Here is a 16,165-nt window from a genome sequence, read left to right on the forward strand (position 1 = left end):
TGTTATTTCGGCCCTCTGGGGATGATCCGCAAGCGGGCATTGCCATCGAGCGTCACGGTGCGCTCTTCCAGGTTCGCGCGCAGCTTGTTCGCGCTGAACGTGCCCTGCTGCACGGTGCCCGTCGCCGCGCCGCCGCTTTCGAGCGTGCGCGCCTTCATGTCGATCGTCGCGTTGGTGGTCTTCAGGTCGTAGCCGCCCGCCGCGGTCGCGTTGAGCGGACCGAACAGCTGCACCTTCTCGGTGTCCATGTCGTACCGACCGGTGTTCGCCTTGATGTTGGCGGGGCCGTCGGTCAGCTGGATCTGCGCGGCGAGCTGGTTGAGCTGGACGATCGGCTCGGCCGAGCTCTTCTGGATCGCGGAGGCGGCGTCGAGCGTGAACGCCTGTCCCTTGGCATCCTCGCCGCGATAGCGTGCCGCCTGGATCTTCATCCGCTCCTGCGCGACGTCGACCTTGTTCTTGTCGAGCAGGAACGACACGTCGCCGCCCGCGGTCAGCGGCGCCATCACCAGGAACGCCGCCAGCACGCCGATCGCGGTCGGCAGCGCGACGCGCGCGATCGCCACGAAGCGATCATGGCTGCCGCCGGGCGCGGCCCAGTCCTGCCGCGCGGTACGTGCGCGGCGGGCTACCGGAGAGGGCGGCGGCATCTGCGTCATGCGTGCGCGAAGATGTCGATTTCGGGCCAGCCGGCGAGATCGAGCGCGGCGCGGGTCGGCAGGAAGTCGAAGCACGCCTGGGCGAGCTCCATCCGGCCTTCGCGGATCAGCCGCTTGTCGAGCTCGGTCCGCAACCGGTGGAGGAAGCGAACGTCGGACGCGGCATAATCCTTCTGCGCGTCCGACAGCTCGGGGCTGCCCCAGTCGGACGATTGCTGCTGCTTCGAAATGTCCTGGCCGAGCAGTTCGCGGACCAGCTCCTTCAGGCCGTGGCGATCGGTATAGGTCCGCACCAGCCGCGACGCGATCTTGGTGCAATAGACCGGCGCCGCGACGACGCCGAGATAATGCTGGACCGCGGCGATATCGAATCGTCCGAAATGGTACAGTTTCACGCGTGCCGGGTCGGCCAGCAGCGCCTTCAAATTGGGGGCGTCATAGCCGGCGCCCGCGGCGAAGCGGACGAGATGCTCGTCGGGGCCGCCATCTGACAGCTGGACCAGGCACAGCCGGTCGCGCGGGGTGATGAGACCCATCGTCTCGGTATCGACGGCGATCGCGGCGCCCGCCGCGAACAGATCGGCGGGGATGTCGCCTTCGTGGAGATAAACTGTCATGACCGTGGCCGTAGCGGCCCGCGGCTGAACGCTCAATGGCTCTGTCATGCGCTGCCGTACGGAATCGGGCAATAAGATGGCTCGCCCGGCGCCGGTGCGACGAGCCGTGGCGCACAAGCGACACTTGCGTCAGTATCGGTCCAATTCGCTGGCCGTCGCATCAGATTCTATTCGCGACCGCTTGTATTTTGCGCTAAGGGTCCCCTCAAGGCGCAAAAGGTTTCGCGCTGGAAAACCCGCGTTCGTCGTCCGGCACAAGGGTTTTGAGAAATTTGCGGGCGAACCGGGAAGACGAACAGAGCTTATGGGTTTCGATAAAGGTGGCCGCGGGAACCGTGGCGGGCGTGGCCGCGATAAGCGCGACAGCTTCGGCGGCGGCGACAACGAGTTCGGCGGCGGCAGCAGCTTTGGTGGCGGCGGCGACCGGTTCGGCGGCGGCAACAGCTATGGCGGCGGCGGCGGTTCGAGCTACGGCGGCGGCGGTGGCAGCAGCTACGGCGGCGGCAGCAGCTTCGGCGGCGGCGGCGGTGGCGGCGGTGGTTACCGCGGCGGCGGCGGTGGCGGCGGCTTCTCGGGCGGTGGCGGCGGCGGCGGTGGTCGCGGCATGCCTCCCCAGGTCGTCGGCGAAGGCACCGGTGTCGTAAAGTTCTTCAACGCGCAGAAGGGCTTTGGCTTCGTCGTTCGCGATGACGGCGGCGAGGACGTGTTCGTTCACATCAGCGCAGTCGAGCAGGCCGGCATGGTCGCGCTCGCAGAGGGTCAGCCGCTCGGCTTCACGCTCGTCGACCGCGGTGGCCGTATCTCGGCAACCGACCTCAAGATCGACGGCGAGCCGATGGCCGTCACCGATCGCGGCCCGCCGCGTGACCGTGATGCCGGCCCGGGTGCACCCCGTGGTGGTGACCGTGACGGTGGTGGCGCACAGCGTCAGCTCACCGGCGAGAAGGCAACCGGTACGGTCAAGTTCTTCAACGCGATGAAGGGCTTCGGCTTCATCCAGCGCGACGACGGACAGCCTGACGCATTCGTCCACATCTCGGCCGTCGAGCGCGCCGGCATGGCGACGCTGAACGAGGGCGACAAGCTCGAGTTCGAGCTCGAGGTCGATCGTCGCGGCAAGTACGCAGCGGTGAACCTGAGCGCAGGCGGCTGATCCAGCTGACTGAAGCAGAACGCTGATCCATACCATGTTTGGTAGGATAACGATCGCGGCCGGCCTCGCTTTTGCGGGGCCGGCCGTTCTCGTTTCATCGTCGGTGCTGTCGTCGGCAGCGCCCGCCCGCGTGCAGGCGGCCGCGGCGCCGGACGCGCGCGTGCCGATGCTGTCCGCGACGATCGTTGCGCGCTATCCGCACGATCGTACCGCGTTCACCGAAGGCCTGCTCTGGCACGACGGCGCGCTGTACGAGAGCACGGGGCAGGAACGGCAATCCGACGTCCGCCGCGTCTCGCTCGCCGATGGCAAGATCCTCGCCAGGGCGCGAATCGATCCCGCGCAGTTCGGCGAGGGGCTCGCTTTGTGGAAGGACCAGCTCGTCAGCCTCACCTGGCATGACGGCATCGCGCATCGCTGGGACGTCCGCACGCTGAAGCCGAAGGGCCGGAACCGCTACACCGGCGAGGGGTGGGGGCTGACCAGCGACTCCCGCGGCTTCATCCAGTCCGACGGCAGCGACAGCCTGATCCTGCGCGACCCGCTGACGCTGGCGGAACGCAGCCGGGTCGCGGTGACGATCGACGGGCGGCCCTTACGCGACATCAACGAGCTCGAATATGTCCACGGCGCGGTGCTCGCCAATGTCTGGCACACCGGCTTCCTGGTCCGCATCGATCCCGCCACGGGCAAGGTGACCGCAATCATCGACCTCCGCCCCCTCGTCGCCGAGATCGCCGCGACCGACCGTGAGGCGGTCCTGAACGGCATCGCCTGGGACGCCAAGGCCGACCGTCTGTTCGTGACGGGCAAATACTGGCCGACGCTGTTCGAGATAAAGATCAACGCACCGCGCTAAGCCGCCGCTGGCGCGCTCCGCTACCGTCTTGTTCTCCCGCGAAGGCGGGAGCCCAGACTGGACTCCCGCCTTCGCGGGAGAACAAGGAGGGGATCCGGGACGTGCCACCCTGTCACATCCTAATCCCGTCCCCGCACCTCGTCCGTCACTCCGCCTTTCCCGTCACCCCAGCGAAAGCTGGGGTATCCCCGTGTGGGGCGCTTCCGCTGCCAGCGTCGGGGACCCAAACACAAGCCAGCGCCCCCTCAAAACCCACGCCCCGCCCCCGGCGCCACCGCCGCGATCGCCGCCAGCACATGCCCCAGCAGTCCATCCGCATCATGATGGATATTATGCCCCCCAGGCATCCCGACCTTCCGCACGCCAGCCACGCTCAGCAACGGGCACAGGCTGTCGGTTTCCTCGACCCCGTAGATGCACGTCAGCGGCGCCCAGCCGAGCCGGTTGCCCGTCGTCACCCCCATGCTGTCGGGCGTCCCATGATCGTAGAGAAGCCCCGACGGATCCGCGCGGTAGAAGACCGTGTCGCCCGGCAGGATCAGCACGATCCCCGCGACACGCGGCCGCAGCGACGACGGCAGGTCCGCCAGCCCGGTCTGGACGATGTCCGCGCCGTACGACTGGCCCATCACCACGACCCGCTTCGCCCCGGTCCGCGCCAGCGCCACGCGAACCCCGTCCGCGACGATCGCATCGAGTTGCCCCCGCGTCCGATGATGCGCGAACAGGGCAGGGGTGGTGATCCCGACGACCGGAATCCCATGCTCGGTCAGCCCACGCGAGGTCGATGCGCCGAGCAGGAATCGCAACCCCATGTCGCCCGAGAAATTGACCACCGCGATCGGCGGCGCGCCCGACGCGTGGACGCCGATCGCCGGATACACATGCACCGGATCGCGGTCGAAATAGCCCGCGAGATAGACGAACAGCACGACGATCGCGGACAGGATGCCGCTTACCCATGCGCCACGCCGCCACCGTCGTGCCGCCGCCGTCCGGGGATGCTTCGTTCTGTTCACCGGACCATCCTCACGCTCGCCAAGATCGGCGGCGATACCCTGCTATGCCGCCCGCTTCGATGACACACGGATTACGTAATCATCCGCTTGAGCGTCTCGATCCGGTCCGCTTCCGCCGCAGGCTTGTCCGTCCGGATCCGCGCGATCCGCGGAAAACGCATCGCCACGCCCGATTTGTGCCGCTTCGAATCATGCAGCGAATCGAACGCGATCTCGAGCACCAGCGTCTTCTCCACCTCGCGCACCGGCCCGAACCGGTTCTGCGTATGGTTGCGCACAAAGCTGTCGAGCATCTTCAGCTCCTCGTCGGTGATCCCCGAATAGGCTTTCCCGACGGGTAGCAGCTCGCCTTCCTCGGTCCAGCAGCCAAACGTATAGTCCGAATAATAGGACGATCGCCGCCCCGAGCCACGCTGCGCATACATCATCACGCAATCGGCGGTCAGTGGATCGCGCTTCCATTTGTACCAGAGCCCCGCACGACGCCCGCCGACATACGGCGAGTCGCGCCGCTTGAGCATCACGCCCTCGATCGCCGCGTCGCGCGCGGTCGCACGGATCGCCTCCAGCGCGGTGAAGTCGTCCGCCTCGATCACCAGGCTTAGATCGAACCGCTCGCCATCGAGCTGCGGCATGAACGCCTCCAGCCGCGCACGGCGCACGGTCCACGGCAGCGGCCGCAAATCCTCCTCGCCGTCTATCAACAGGTCGTAGAGCCGCACGAACGCGGGATACTCGGCCAGCATCTTCGCCGACACCGTCTTGCGCCCCAGCCGCTGCTGGAGCGCGTTGAAGCTGGCCGCGCCGCCGCCATCCTCCAGCGTGCCGCCCTGATGCTCGCCCTTCACCAGCAGCTCGCCATCGACCGTCCCCGGCGTCCGGAACGCGGCCGCGATCTCGGGGAAGCTCGCGGTCACGTCGTCGCCGGTGCGGCTGTAGAGCCGCGTCTCCCCCGCGACATGGACGATCTGCACGCGGATACCGTCCCATTTCCACTCCGCGGCATAGTCGGCGAGATCGACGCGCAGCTCCTCCAGCCCATGCGCGAGCATGAACGGCCGGAACACGGGCACGTCGGCGGGGGTCGGCTGCTCGCCCGTCCCCTCGGCCCAGGCGAACAGGCTCGGATACGGCGCATCGAGCCCGTGCCACACCTCCTCGACCGCATCGACATCGAGCCCGAACGCATCCGCGAGCGCGGTCTTCGCCAGCCGCGCCGACACGCCGATCCGCAGCGCGCCCGTCGCCATCTTGAGCAGTGCGAACCGCTCCTCGGCATCCGACCGGTCGAGCATGTCGGCGAGCGCGGCGGGAGCATCCGCGCGCGACAACGCCGCCAGTCGCTCGACCACGTCGGTGATCGACAGGGGAGCGGGATCGACCGGAACCGTGGGCTCGGGCCAAAGCAGCGCTACCGTCTCCGCGGTATCGCCGACATAATCGCGGCTCATCCGGAACAGCACCGGGTCGACGCGTTCCTCGATCAGCCCGCGGATTACCGCCGACTTTACGCCCTTGAGATCGAGATCGCCGGTCAGCGCCGCCATCGCCCAGCCACGGTCTGGATCGGGCGTAGCGCGGAGGTAATCCGCGATCAGCTTGAGCTTCGCGTTGCGCGACCGGGTGTAGGTGAGCGAGTCGAGCAGGGCGGCAAAGGCATGCATCGTCGTTGAACGCGCATGCCACCCGAAGGGATGCAGACACGAAACGACCGCCGCCGGAGGATCCGGCGACGGTCATTGTCAGGCGATATGGACTGGCCGCGTCAGTCGATCGCGTTCTTGATCCCCTTGCCCGCGAGCAGGCCGAGCACGAGGAAGATCACGAACAGCGCGATCGCGATGAAGAACAGGATCTTGGCGATGCCGATGAACGCCCCGCCGATGCCGCCGAAGCCGAGCAGCGCGAGCACGGCGCCGATGACGAGAAAGGTGATTGCGAGCTTCAGCATGACGGCCTCCAATGCGGTAAGGGTCACTCAACCGGTGTCGCAACCACTTGGTTCCTGATCCGTAACGATCGGACCGGGACAGCGCAGGTTTCGAGCGCCCGGCTCGGGTCAGACGAGCCGTAATGCGCCGAGCGCGAGGACGAGGCCGAAGAGCACGAACACCACGCCGATCGCGATCCGCAGCGGCTTGAGCGGCAGCTTCAGCCACGCGGCCTCGCCCATCAGCGCGGCTGGGACGATCACGACCAGCGATCCGATCGTCGCGCCGACCGCGGCCAGCGCGGGGACGGGCGTGCGCGCGGCCAGCGTCAGGACGATGAACTGCACCCCGTCGCCGAACGCGAGGATGAACAGCCCAAGCACCGCGGTCGCGATCGCGCCGATTCGCCAGCGATCGAGCCGGTCGGGCGTCTTGGCCGAGAAAAACGCGCCGCCGCCCTGCAGCAGCAACGCAAGCGCCAGCATCAGTTGTTGCGCATTGGGCGCGAGCTTCGGGCCGATCACGGTGCCAAGCGCGGCGGCGAGCCCGCTGGCGGCGAGCAGGGCGAGCGCCGCCATCGCGATGACCAGCGCGGGTTTGCCATACCGGTCCGACAGGATCGCGGCGAGCCATGCGGTGCGATCGCCGACCTGCGCGAGCGCCGCCGCGACGAAGGCCGCCATCAATGCGTCCATGGATTATCCAGCGAGTCGCACCGAGCACGCGGCAGCGAATGCGTGGCATGCCTGGACATCCTGCCGCTCGCAGCCGACCGCATCGCGCAGGATCGCCAGCCAGCCATGCACCAGCGCGCCATGCTCGCCGCGCGACAGCGCCGAATCGACGAAGTGCGCGACGGTGACCGCCGGGTTCAGCCCGTTGCTGTGCGCGATCACACGGATCGCATCGATCTCGGTGGCGATGTCGCAGGGGCGCGAATAGGGGGCTCGGACGTCGATCGCCGCGATTCGTGCCGCCAGATCGGCCTTCACCGCGGTCATGTCGTCGATTCGAACCAGCGCCTGCCCCACGATCCCGCTCCTGTCTTTATTGGAGGCTACAATGTGCGGATGGTCGTGAATAGCAGGTTAAATACGTATGATTCCCCCGCAATGACGGGGTAAAGCTTGACTTCGCCGCAGCCGTCCGCCATGCGCCGCCCCTGATGGAGCGGCGGCGCGAGTTCGCCGCTTTCGCATTTTCAAGCCATAGGAATTGGGCTCATGGCCAAGCCGACCACCGTAAAGATCAAGCTGCTCAGCACCGCTGACACCGGCTTCTTCTACGTCACCAAGAAGAATCCCCGTACCAAGACGGAGAAGCTCTCCTTCTCGAAGTACGATCCCGTCGTGCGCAAGCATGTCGAGTTCAAGGAAGCCAAGATTAAGTAATCCGGCCGGCGGTGCAAGCCGCCGACTGATTGCGACGATCCGAAAAGCCGCGGGCATCCCCCGCGGCTTTTGGCGTTTGTGCCTCCAAGAATCTGTCATCCCAGCGAAAGCTGGGATCTTCTGTCGCAAGCGCGCCCGTAACGGGAGACCCCAGCGTCCGCTGGGGTGACGGCGTGGGAGCGCGGTCCCCCACCCGTTCGTCCCTTCTGCCGTTCGTCCTGAGTAGCCGTCGAGTAGTCGCCGCAGGCGGCGTATCGAGACGGCGTATCGAAGGACAGGTTGGCGCGCGGAACCCATGCTTCGATACGAGCCCTCGATACGCTCCTTGCGGAGCTACTCGGTCTCTACTCGGCACGAACGGAAAATAGGACGGTTCGACTGCTCAGACCAGCGCCCCGACCGCATCCATGAACCGCGCCAGGCTGATCGGCTTCGACACATACGCATCCGCCCCCGCCGCGCGGATCCGCTCCTCGTCGTCGCGGCCGGCATAGGCCGTCACCGCCATCACGGGAATCGCGCGTAGACCCTCGTCCGCCTTCAGTTCGAGGATGATCTCATAGCCGGTGACGTGCGGCATCTGGATGTCCATGATGATCAGGTCGGGCGTGAAGTCGCGCGCGCGCGCCACCGCGTCGCGGCCGTCGCGCACGGGTTCGACCGAGAACTGGTGCGCACGCAGCAGATCGCAGAATAGTTTGAGGTTGAGTTCGTTGTCCTCGACAACGAGCACCTTCTTTGTCACCGCCGCACCTTATCCGGAAAGAGGGCACGATAGGCAATGCGCGACCGCGATTCAAACGAAGACGCCGAGGCGCTCGCGCTGCGCGCGCTGGTATGGACTCTGGTCGAGCCCGACCGCGCGATGCGGCTGCTGTCGGTCACCGGCCTCGAGCCGCACGACCTGCGCGCGCGGGCGAGCGACCCCAGCGTGCTGTCCGCGGCGCTCGGCTTCCTCGAAAACCACGAGCCCGACCTGATCGCCTGTGCCGGATCGCTCGGCGTAAAGCCCGAGGCGCTGGTCCGCGCGCGGATGGAGCTCGACGCATGAGGCCGTTGCTCATCAGCGATTGCGACGAAGTGCTGCTGCACATGGTCAAGCATTTCGGCGTCTGGCTCGACGAGCGCCACGATATCGATTTCGCGATCCAGCACGGCGACTTCTCGACCGCGATGACCCGCCGCGACGGTGGCCCGCCGCCCTCGCGCGAGGATATGTGGGCGATGCTCGGCGAGTTCTTCCCCGCCGAGATGCACCGCCAGACGCTGGTCCCGCACGCGGCCGAGGCGCTCGAGCGGCTGGCGCAGGTGGCGGACATCGTCATCCTCACCAACCTCCAGGACGAATGCCGCCAGCCGCGGATCGAGCAGCTCGCCAAGTTCGGCATCGCGCACCGGGTCGAGTGCAACCAGGGCGGCAAGGGCACGCCGGTCTCGCGGCTGGTCGCCGAATATGGCAACCCGGTCACGGTGTTCGTCGACGATCTGGCGGTGCATCACGAATCGGTCGCCAGGCACGCGCCGGGGGTACACCGGCTGCACATGGTGTCCGAGCCGACGCTGGCGGTGAACGTCCCCAAAGCGCCCGAAGCGCACGCGCGGATCGACGACTGGCGCGAAGCGGCCGACTGGATCGCGACCCGGTTCGAAGCGGGTCTGCCCGCAGACGCCTGAGCCTTTCTAGTTCCCCCGCGAACGCGGGGGCCCAGGAGCCAAAACCGCTATCGCCCGTAACCCTGGACTCCCGCCTTCGCGGGAGAACAGGATGGGGCGTAACAGTGCACCCGTCATCCCCGCGGAGGCGGGGACCCAGACGCGTTACCGCTTCGATCATGCGCGACAGCCAGTCTGGATCCCCGCCTGCGCGGGGATGACGCAAGCAGGGTGGGGGCTCGTGTAGATGTACGGGGGGCGCCGCCCACTTGACCCATCCCCCACCGCTGTGGTGATACCACCCCCATGACCGATCGTATCGACCGCAAGCTCGAAGAGCTGGGCCTCACCCTTCCGCAGGCTGCCGCACCCGTGGCGTCCTACGTCCCGACCGTGCTGGCGAACGGCATGCTCCACATCTCGGGCCAGCTGCCGTTCAAGGACGGCCAGCTCGTCACCGGCCGAGTCGGAGACGGCGTCTCGCTTGACGACGCGCAGGACGCGGCAAAGCTCTGCGCACTGATGCTCGTCGCGCAGATGAAGGCGGCGCTCGGCACGCTGGCGCGCGTCGAGCGGATCGTGAAGCTCGGCGTGTTCGTCAACTCGACCGGCGACTTCACCGACCAGCCCAAGGTCGCCAACGGCGCCTCGGACCTGATGGTCGCGCTGTTCGGCGATGCGGGCAAGCATGCGCGCTCGGCGGTCGGCGTTCCCGTCCTCCCGCTCGGCGCTGCGGTCGAGATCGACGCGATCGTACAGGTTTCCGCCTGACATTCCCGGAGACGCGCCCGCGCGTCTCCACCCACCGCCCTCTTGGAGGCGCGCCCCCGCGTCTCTACCTAGGCGGCAATGAACGCCGTCACAGCCCGCATCGCCCAAGGCGTCACCTCGATCGCGGCCGAGGATTGGGAGGCCTGCTCCGGCACCGCCAACCCGTTTATCGGCCACGCGTTCCTCTCAGCACTCGAAGCATCGAAGAGCGTCGGTGGCCGCTCCGGCTGGCAGGCGTTGCCGGTCGTCGTAGACGGCCTCGACGGCAAGCCCGCCGGAATCGCACCCGCCTACGCCAAGAGTCACAGCCAGGGCGAATATGTCTTCGATCAGGGCTGGGCCGACGCGTGGGAGCGGGCAGGGGGGCAATATTACCCCAAGCTCCAGATCGCCGCGCCGTTCAGCCCGGTCCCCGGCCCACGCCTCCTTCTCCGCGATCCCGAACAAGCCCCCGCGCTGATCGCCGCGCTCGAGGCCGTCACCGACCAGAGCGGGCTGTCCTCGGCGCACGCCACCTTCATCGATCCGGGCGAAGTGGCGCTGTTCGAGTCGGCCGGCTGGCTGATCCGCCAGGGCACGCAATTCCACTGGAAGAACGACGGCTATGCGAGCTTCGACGATTTCCTCGCCGTCCTCGCCAGCCGCAAGCGCAAGGCGATCCGCAAGGAGCGCGCCGCCGCGGTCGAAGGCCTGACGATCCGCCACCTCGTCGGTGCCGAGATCACGCCCGCGCACTGGGACGCATTCTGGGTCTTCTATCAGGACACCGGCAGCCGCAAATGGGGCCAACCCTACCTCACGCGCAGCTTCTTCGACCAGATCGGCCAGACGATGGGCGACCAGGTCCTCCTCATCCTCGCCGAGCGCGACGGCGTCCCCATTGCGGGCGCGCTCAACCTGATCGGCGAGGACACGCTCTACGGCCGCTATTGGGGTGCGACCGAGGAAGTGCCGTTCCTCCATTTCGAACTCTGCTATTACCAGGCGATCGACGCCGCGATCGCACGCGGCCTGCAGACCGTCGAGGCGGGCGCACAGGGCGAACACAAGCTCGCGCGTGGCTATGCCCCCGTCGCGACCTATTCCGCCCACTATATCCCCGACCCGAGCTTCCGCCGCGCGATCGCCGACTATCTCGTCCGCGAGCGCGAGGCGGTCGCCGAGCAGCAAGAATATCTCGGCGAGCTTACTCCGTTCCGGCGGGGGGAACAGCAGGCCGGTTGACGCGGTACAACAGGCTAGTGCCATCGCGGCGGATCAGGGTGAGGTCGCGGACCAGTGCCGGATCGAACTTCGGCGGGTGGATCAGCCAGACATAATCGAACGCATCGCGCGGGAATTTCTCCAGCGCCATCGCGATCGGCCGCCAGAATTGGCCGCGGCACCGGATGTCGCTGACGATCTCCGACGGATCATGCGCAAAGCCGCGCGCCGCGGGATATTGCGTCGTCATCAGCTGCGCGCCCGCCATCGACCATTGATCGTTGGTAAACGCCAGCCGCCGCTCGAGCAGCAGTGCCGGGACATGCTCCAACCGCGAATAGGCCCAGTCGTCGCGACACCGGCGCCCGACGAACGACACGACGCGGGAGCGCTCGGGGACGGTATCGATCGCCGCGATCGCCTGGTCGTAGCTCCGGTCGTAGATCAGGTAGCTGACCGTCGTCCCCGCCAGCCGCACGCCGAAGAACGCGAAGCCGAGCACCGCCAGCACCGCCGCGCCACGCAGCGACACGCCGTGCCGCGGCCGCAGCGCGATCACCGCGATCGCCAGCACGAACGGCGCGAGCCGCATGTCGGCATAGGCTGATCCGAACACGATCCGCGGCAGCAGCACGTACACCGCCGCCAGGAACAGCGCCGACAGTCCCAGGTTGCGCGAATATTCGATCGTCTGGTCGCGCACGCCGCGGAACAGGATCACGAACAGCACGGTCACCGACGCGATGTCGAACGCCATCCAGCGATCGCGCAGGACCATCGTGATCCAGTTCATCTTCCAGCGCCAGTTGAACCAGTCCTGCGTCTTGCCGCCGACATGGTCGCCTGAGCGCCACACCACCATCATCACCATCGGCAGCGCGAGCGGCAGGCAGTTGACCCCCGCCTGGACGAACGCGCGGAACCAGCCATGCGCCCAGCTCTTGGGGTCGCTGTCTCGACGGATGTCGTGCTGGCGGATCAGCTCGGCGGAGAAGGCGAGCACGCCCAGCACGCCCCAGCCGAACGTATGGCAGATCCACAACAGGCACGAGATCGGCACGAAGAGGAACGCGCGCAGCCGCGTCCGCCTGAGCCGCCCCATCCGCAGCCACAGCGCGAAAAGATTGAGCGCGATCGCCATCGATAGCGCGAAATTCACGAATCCGAACTGGAACGGATAGCTATAGGCGAGGGGGAGGGCGAACAGCGCGGTCGCCGGGATTCGCCCATGCACCTCGCGCGCGATCCAGAGCAGCCCGGTCACGGTCAGCGCCGGAATCGCGATCACGATCAGCTTGACCGCCAGCTGCAACCCGACGAGCGGCGCGAGCGGCACGATCAGCAGGTCGATGCCGAGATTGCCGATCATCTGCCACTGGAAGTTATACCACTGGGAAAGCCAGGGATTCTCGCCGATCGCCAGCTGGACGCGGTAGCGCCCCATATGCCCCGGCAGATCGACCAGCGGCGGGATCTCCGGCCACAGCAACGGTATCATCGACGCGATCGCGACCGCAACGACGAAGCCGCGCGTCTGCCACCAGTGTAATGCTGTGTCTTGCCCCCGCGTCATTGATCGACGCCTAGCGCCGTAAGGGGGCACTCGACAAGCACCCAGGCCGCCGCGATGCGACGGAATAGACCGCCGATCGTCCGTCGGACCAGATCGGGATCAGGTCCGCGGCGCGGGCGCGGCCGACCGGGAAGTCGATCGTCCACACGCGCGAGAAGGTGCAGCGATCGAACCGCGCGATCGCGGTGTCGAAATCGATCGTCACACGGTGATCTTCGGGGGGAAGGACGATCTGCGTGGGATCGCGGTCGAATGGCATCGCGCTCGGGTGAAGCGGGTGGATCAACTGCTGCCCCGGCAGGACCCATTGTTCGTTGTCGAACACCCGCTTCCGCGCGATCGCGAGGCCGGCGATATGCGAGAGCCGCGGGCCCGCCCATGTCTGGAAGCTTGGCTCGTTGACCAGGACGAGCACCGCGGCGCCGCGCGGCAGCGCGACCGTCGCCTTGGCCGCGTCCGCCTGGCCTTGGCTCAGCACCGCAAACGCGATCGTCGTCGTCGCGAGCCGCATCACGAAAAAGGCCGTGCCGAGCGCAGCGATCCTCCGCGCCAGCCCGTCATGGCCGGGCCGGGTGCGGATCGCCAGCAGCCACAACGCGGTGGCAAAAGGCAGCACGCGCATGTCGACGCCCGCGCCGCCCTGCAGCGTCAGCGGCAGCACCAGAAACGCGATCAGCCCGAACAGCGCTGGAAGGCGCAGCACGCCGGCGACGGCCAGCCGCGGCGACCGGATCGCCGCCCAGGACAGGCAGGCGATCAGCGTCACGCCGGCAATGTCATACGCCTTCCAGCGCTCGTGCAGCATCGATGCGACCCATACCGCCTTGGTGGACCAGTTGAACCAGTCGCCGGTGGCGCCCGCCAGCCGATCGCCGCCGCCCGCGATCACGATCGCGACCGGCCACGCCATCGGCAGCGCCATCGCCCCGGCGCGGATCGCTGCAACGTGCCACGGTTCGCCGCGCTCAATCCGCTGCGACCATTCCGCACCGATCACGAACAGGCCGAGCATCGCCCAGCCGAAGGTATGGCAAAGCCAGGTCAGCCCAGCATATGGCACCAGCACCGCGAGACGGACCCAGGTCGGTCGCGTCCGCGCGAGCCGGATCCACAGCGCCAGCCCGGCGAGCGCCATCGCCGCGGAGAGGCAGAAGTTCACGAAGCCCAGCTGGAACGGATAGGCGAAGGCGAGCGGCAGCGCGAACCCCGCTGCCACCGGGATGCGCCCATGCGCTTCATAGCCCACCCACAGCATCGCCGCGACCGTGAGCGGCGGGATCGCCATCACCACCAGCCGTGTCGCGGGTTCGACGTCGAGGATCGGGTGCAGCGCGAGCACGATGAGATCGACGCCCAGATTGCCGATCACCGCCCAGCGGACCGCATAATGCTGCGCAAGCGGCCCGATGCCCGCCTCGGCGAGGATCCGGTAGCGGCCGATATGGCCGGGAAGATCCGTCAGCGGCGCGACGTCGGGCCACAGGAGCGGGATGAACGCGGCCAGCACCGCGATCGCGGCGAACCAGCGCGTCGTCCACCAGTCGCGCGCGGGTTCGGTCATCGGCGTCTCAGCCATCGGTGGGATCATCGCGCAACCTCGAACAGGATCGGCTGGCGGCGCGCGTCGAGCGGTCGGAGCCATCCGGGAGCGCGCCCCTCGGTCAGGGCCTGCGCGAGGCTGTCGGGCCTTGGCCGGACGCCGCCCATGGTCCCGTCGCAATACAGCACGTACCGCACGCCCCAGCGGCGCGCGATCCGCTGCGCCTGGCCCCTGTCGCCGAGAAAGAATCGATACATTGCGAGATTGCCCTCGATATTGCGGTGATAGGGGCCCGCGACGAAGCGGTGCGGTGTCGCGGCGATGCCCCAGGCGCCGGTGTCGATCGGGGCCATCACGACGCCGGGCGACAGCCGCGCGAGCGACGCCATCATCGCCGGCGTTGCGCACGCCGCGTCGTCCGCGACCGACGACGGCGCCTCTGCGTGCCCGAACGCCGAGGCACAGGCCGCCCCGACAAGCGGATAGAGCATCCCCGCCGAGACGGTCCACGCCGCCACGACCCATCCCGTGCCGCGCCGCCGTGCCGCGCCGATCATCACCGCCAGCGCAGGAGCACCCAGCATCGCCCCGCTATAGGCGCCGCGAAGCTGCACCAGCGTGATCAACAGCGCGGTGACCTGAAGCGCCAGCAACAGCCCCGCGATGCGGCCGGGATACCGTTTCGCCACCCATATCGATGCGGCCAGCCCCGCCAGCATCACGCCAAGATAGCCGAAAACGACGACAGGCGCGGCGCTGAGCGCCGATTGCGCCTCGCCGACATGATCGAGCCACAGCCGGCGCAACGGCATCGGCACCTGTCCGTACGGCGACAGGCAGGCGGGCGACTGCGCGCGCACGATCACGAACGCCGCGAGCGACAGCATCGCGGTCGCGATCGATCGCGCCCGGATCGTCGTCAGCCGGGGGGCCGCCACGCCAAGCGCCAGCGGCACCAGCGCAAGGATCGCCAGCCCGGTGGCCGCCTGCGCGGTAAAGCCGTCGCAGGCAGGATAGCGCCACTGCGCGCTGGCAAATAGCGGTATGCCGACCGCCAGCCCGGTCAGCGCCCCCACGCCAACCCCGACCATGCGGGCCCCGGCGATGCTCGGCTGCAGCACCCAGGCCAGGATCGCGGCACCACCCAGGACGACGAAGAACGGGGCGGTTTCCAGCCCGACCATCAGGCTGACGGCCGCCAACCCGCCGAGGATCGCGCCGTTGCGGAGCGTCGGCATGGCGATCCCGACGCGAGTCGCGGCGAGCAACAGGACGAGCTGCAGCCCGTGATGATCGATCCGGCCCGGCGCGAAAATCGTCGTGGCGGGATAGGCGATCGCGGCGATCACCATCACCGTCCGCGACGCCTCGGGCTCCAGCGCCCGCGCGATCCGCCCGACCAGCGCCAGCGCGGCGGCGAACAGCATGATCGGCCAGGTGACGACCATCAGCCGCTCGGCATCGTGGATTCCCAGCAACGGCGACGCCAGCGTAAGGATGGCGGCGGGGCCGAGATCGGCGACCCGGGTCCAGTGCATCGGCGTCCCCATGCCGAGCCGATGCTGGGCCAGGTCGCTCCACGCCTGTCCGCCCAGCCAGTCGCGAACCTGCTGGAGGCGCATGACATCGTCGGTATCGGGCAGCCGCAGCGCCGCCAGCCCGGCCCAGTTCCGCGCCGCCCAGATAAGTCCCAGCACGACCGCCAACGCGATCGCGACGACGAGGTCCCCCTGGATGATTCGGGGCGGATCAGGGCTGGTGCGTTCCACCGTCCCGTCCTAGCGCGCTATGGTTAA

General features: G+C 67.9%; 18 protein-coding genes. 7 read left to right on the forward strand and 11 right to left on the reverse strand.

The features are described from left to right. Positions 1 to 2 precede the first annotated feature (2 nt). Positions 3 to 659: an LPS export ABC transporter periplasmic protein LptC gene (gene lptC / locus ASE79_RS17375; protein ID WP_234422515.1), complete on the reverse strand. Its 657-nt coding sequence runs from the start codon at positions 657 to 659 to the stop codon at positions 3 to 5. Beyond that, positions 656 to 1,276, reverse strand: coding sequence for a ribonuclease D (locus ASE79_RS17380; RefSeq protein WP_055881883.1), 621 nt, complete (start codon positions 1,274 to 1,276; stop codon positions 656 to 658). The genes lptC and ASE79_RS17380 overlap by 4 nt, the downstream gene beginning before the upstream one ends. A 304-nt stretch (positions 1,277 to 1,580) precedes the next feature. Between ASE79_RS17380 and ASE79_RS21950 the strand changes: the two genes are divergently transcribed. Together ASE79_RS21950 and ASE79_RS17390 are read left to right on the forward strand one after the other, a co-directional pair. Continuing rightward, positions 1,581 to 2,429 carry a cold-shock protein gene (locus ASE79_RS21950; protein ID WP_055881879.1) on the forward strand — a complete coding sequence of 283 codons (849 nt, stop codon included), beginning with the start codon at positions 1,581 to 1,583 and terminating at the stop codon, positions 2,427 to 2,429. A 34-nt stretch (positions 2,430 to 2,463) separates the two neighbouring features. Continuing rightward, complete coding sequence (locus tag ASE79_RS17390) at positions 2,464 to 3,288, forward strand: glutaminyl-peptide cyclotransferase (protein WP_056419564.1); 825 nt, start codon at positions 2,464 to 2,466, stop codon at positions 3,286 to 3,288. A gap of 245 nt (positions 3,289 to 3,533) precedes the next feature. On the opposite strand, the gene ASE79_RS17395 is transcribed toward ASE79_RS17390, so the two are convergent. From ASE79_RS17395 to ASE79_RS17415, 5 genes are all read right to left on the reverse strand, one after another. Then, positions 3,534 to 4,307, reverse strand: coding sequence for an AcvB/VirJ family lysyl-phosphatidylglycerol hydrolase (locus ASE79_RS17395; protein WP_056419565.1), 774 nt, complete (start codon positions 4,305 to 4,307; stop codon positions 3,534 to 3,536). Positions 4,308 to 4,378: 71 nt separating this feature from the next. After that, entirely contained in the window at positions 4,379 to 5,971 is a 1,593-nt protein-coding gene (locus tag ASE79_RS17400; protein WP_056419568.1) for a cisplatin damage response ATP-dependent DNA ligase, read from the reverse strand. A gap of 101 nt (positions 5,972 to 6,072) precedes the next feature. Next, complete coding sequence (locus tag ASE79_RS17405) at positions 6,073 to 6,258, reverse strand: DUF1328 family protein (RefSeq protein WP_055881870.1); 186 nt, start codon at positions 6,256 to 6,258, stop codon at positions 6,073 to 6,075. Positions 6,259 to 6,366: 108 nt separating this feature from the next. Then, the gene (locus ASE79_RS17410; protein WP_056419571.1) at positions 6,367 to 6,933 is read right to left on the reverse strand and encodes a TMEM165/GDT1 family protein; all 567 of its coding nucleotides are present in this window, start codon (positions 6,931 to 6,933) and stop codon (positions 6,367 to 6,369) included. Between the two features lie 3 nt (positions 6,934 to 6,936). Next, entirely contained in the window at positions 6,937 to 7,269 is a 333-nt protein-coding gene (locus ASE79_RS17415) for a hypothetical protein (protein ID WP_234422516.1), read from the reverse strand. Positions 7,270 to 7,461: 192 nt separating this feature from the next. Between ASE79_RS17415 and rpmG the strand changes: the two genes are divergently transcribed. Beyond that, positions 7,462 to 7,629, forward strand: coding sequence for a 50S ribosomal protein L33 (gene rpmG, locus ASE79_RS17420; RefSeq protein ID WP_055881863.1), 168 nt, complete (start codon positions 7,462 to 7,464; stop codon positions 7,627 to 7,629). A 382-nt stretch (positions 7,630 to 8,011) separates the two neighbouring features. Here the strand turns inward: rpmG and ASE79_RS17425 are convergent, their stop codons facing one another. Continuing rightward, positions 8,012 to 8,374: a response regulator gene (locus ASE79_RS17425; protein WP_056419574.1), complete on the reverse strand. Its 363-nt coding sequence runs from the start codon at positions 8,372 to 8,374 to the stop codon at positions 8,012 to 8,014. A 36-nt stretch (positions 8,375 to 8,410) separates the two neighbouring features. Between ASE79_RS17425 and ASE79_RS17430 the strand changes: the two genes are divergently transcribed. From ASE79_RS17430 to ASE79_RS17445, 4 genes are all read left to right on the forward strand, one after another. Continuing rightward, the gene (locus ASE79_RS17430; protein ID WP_056419577.1) at positions 8,411 to 8,680 is read left to right on the forward strand and encodes a DUF3572 domain-containing protein; all 270 of its coding nucleotides are present in this window, start codon (positions 8,411 to 8,413) and stop codon (positions 8,678 to 8,680) included. Then, the gene (locus tag ASE79_RS17435; RefSeq protein WP_056419581.1) at positions 8,677 to 9,303 is read left to right on the forward strand and encodes a hypothetical protein; all 627 of its coding nucleotides are present in this window, start codon (positions 8,677 to 8,679) and stop codon (positions 9,301 to 9,303) included. The genes ASE79_RS17430 and ASE79_RS17435 overlap by 4 nt, the downstream gene beginning before the upstream one ends. 285 nt (positions 9,304 to 9,588) lie before the next feature. Next, positions 9,589 to 10,053, forward strand: coding sequence for a RidA family protein (locus ASE79_RS17440; RefSeq protein WP_055881847.1), 465 nt, complete (start codon positions 9,589 to 9,591; stop codon positions 10,051 to 10,053). A 78-nt stretch (positions 10,054 to 10,131) separates the two neighbouring features. Continuing rightward, positions 10,132 to 11,277: a GNAT family N-acetyltransferase gene (locus ASE79_RS17445; RefSeq protein WP_056419583.1), complete on the forward strand. Its 1,146-nt coding sequence runs from the start codon at positions 10,132 to 10,134 to the stop codon at positions 11,275 to 11,277. Here the strand turns inward: ASE79_RS17445 and ASE79_RS17450 are convergent. From ASE79_RS17450 to ASE79_RS17460, 3 genes are read right to left on the reverse strand one after another with little or no spacing between them, the layout of a single operon-like run. After that, positions 11,240 to 12,829, reverse strand: a complete 1,590-nt coding sequence (locus ASE79_RS17450) for a hypothetical protein (protein ID WP_056419585.1) — start codon at positions 12,827 to 12,829, stop codon at positions 11,240 to 11,242. The genes ASE79_RS17445 and ASE79_RS17450 overlap by 38 nt on opposite strands. A gap of 10 nt (positions 12,830 to 12,839) precedes the next feature. Further along, positions 12,840 to 14,405 (reverse strand): hypothetical protein, encoded by a 1,566-nt coding sequence (locus tag ASE79_RS17455; protein ID WP_156359742.1) that lies wholly within the window; start codon positions 14,403 to 14,405, stop codon positions 12,840 to 12,842. Positions 14,406 to 14,413: 8 nt separating this feature from the next. Then, positions 14,414 to 16,138, reverse strand: a complete 1,725-nt coding sequence (locus ASE79_RS17460; RefSeq protein WP_056419590.1) for a hypothetical protein — start codon at positions 16,136 to 16,138, stop codon at positions 14,414 to 14,416. Positions 16,139 to 16,165: the final 27 nt, after the last annotated feature.

The organism is Sphingomonas sp. Leaf28 (assembly GCF_001421685.1).
In the GTDB taxonomy this organism is placed as follows: domain Bacteria; phylum Pseudomonadota; class Alphaproteobacteria; order Sphingomonadales; family Sphingomonadaceae; genus Sphingomonas; species Sphingomonas aurantiaca.

Coding starts and splice junctions, on each gene's coding strand:
- ASE79_RS17405 (WP_055881870.1), bottom strand. CDS start 6,258: ATGCTGAAGCTCGCAATCACCTTTCTCGTCATCGGCGCCGTGCTCGCG.
- ASE79_RS17435 (WP_056419581.1), top strand. CDS start 8,677: ATGAGGCCGTTGCTCATCAGCGATTGCGACGAAGTGCTGCTGCACATG.
- rpmG (WP_055881863.1), top strand. CDS start 7,462: ATGGCCAAGCCGACCACCGTAAAGATCAAGCTGCTCAGCACCGCTGAC.
- ASE79_RS17380 (WP_055881883.1), bottom strand. CDS start 1,276: ATGACAGTTTATCTCCACGAAGGCGACATCCCCGCCGATCTGTTCGCG.
- ASE79_RS17400 (WP_056419568.1), bottom strand. CDS start 5,971: ATGCATGCCTTTGCCGCCCTGCTCGACTCGCTCACCTACACCCGGTCG.
- ASE79_RS17440 (WP_055881847.1), top strand. CDS start 9,589: ATGACCGATCGTATCGACCGCAAGCTCGAAGAGCTGGGCCTCACCCTT.
- ASE79_RS17450 (WP_056419585.1), bottom strand. CDS start 12,829: ATGACGCGGGGGCAAGACACAGCATTACACTGGTGGCAGACGCGCGGC.
- ASE79_RS17430 (WP_056419577.1), top strand. CDS start 8,411: ATGCGCGACCGCGATTCAAACGAAGACGCCGAGGCGCTCGCGCTGCGC.
- ASE79_RS17455 (WP_156359742.1), bottom strand. CDS start 14,405: ATGGCTGAGACGCCGATGACCGAACCCGCGCGCGACTGGTGGACGACG.
- lptC (WP_234422515.1), bottom strand. CDS start 659: ATGACGCAGATGCCGCCGCCCTCTCCGGTAGCCCGCCGCGCACGTACC.
- ASE79_RS17410 (WP_056419571.1), bottom strand. CDS start 6,933: ATGGACGCATTGATGGCGGCCTTCGTCGCGGCGGCGCTCGCGCAGGTC.
- ASE79_RS17390 (WP_056419564.1), top strand. CDS start 2,464: ATGTTTGGTAGGATAACGATCGCGGCCGGCCTCGCTTTTGCGGGGCCG.
- ASE79_RS21950 (WP_055881879.1), top strand. CDS start 1,581: ATGGGTTTCGATAAAGGTGGCCGCGGGAACCGTGGCGGGCGTGGCCGC.
- ASE79_RS17445 (WP_056419583.1), top strand. CDS start 10,132: ATGAACGCCGTCACAGCCCGCATCGCCCAAGGCGTCACCTCGATCGCG.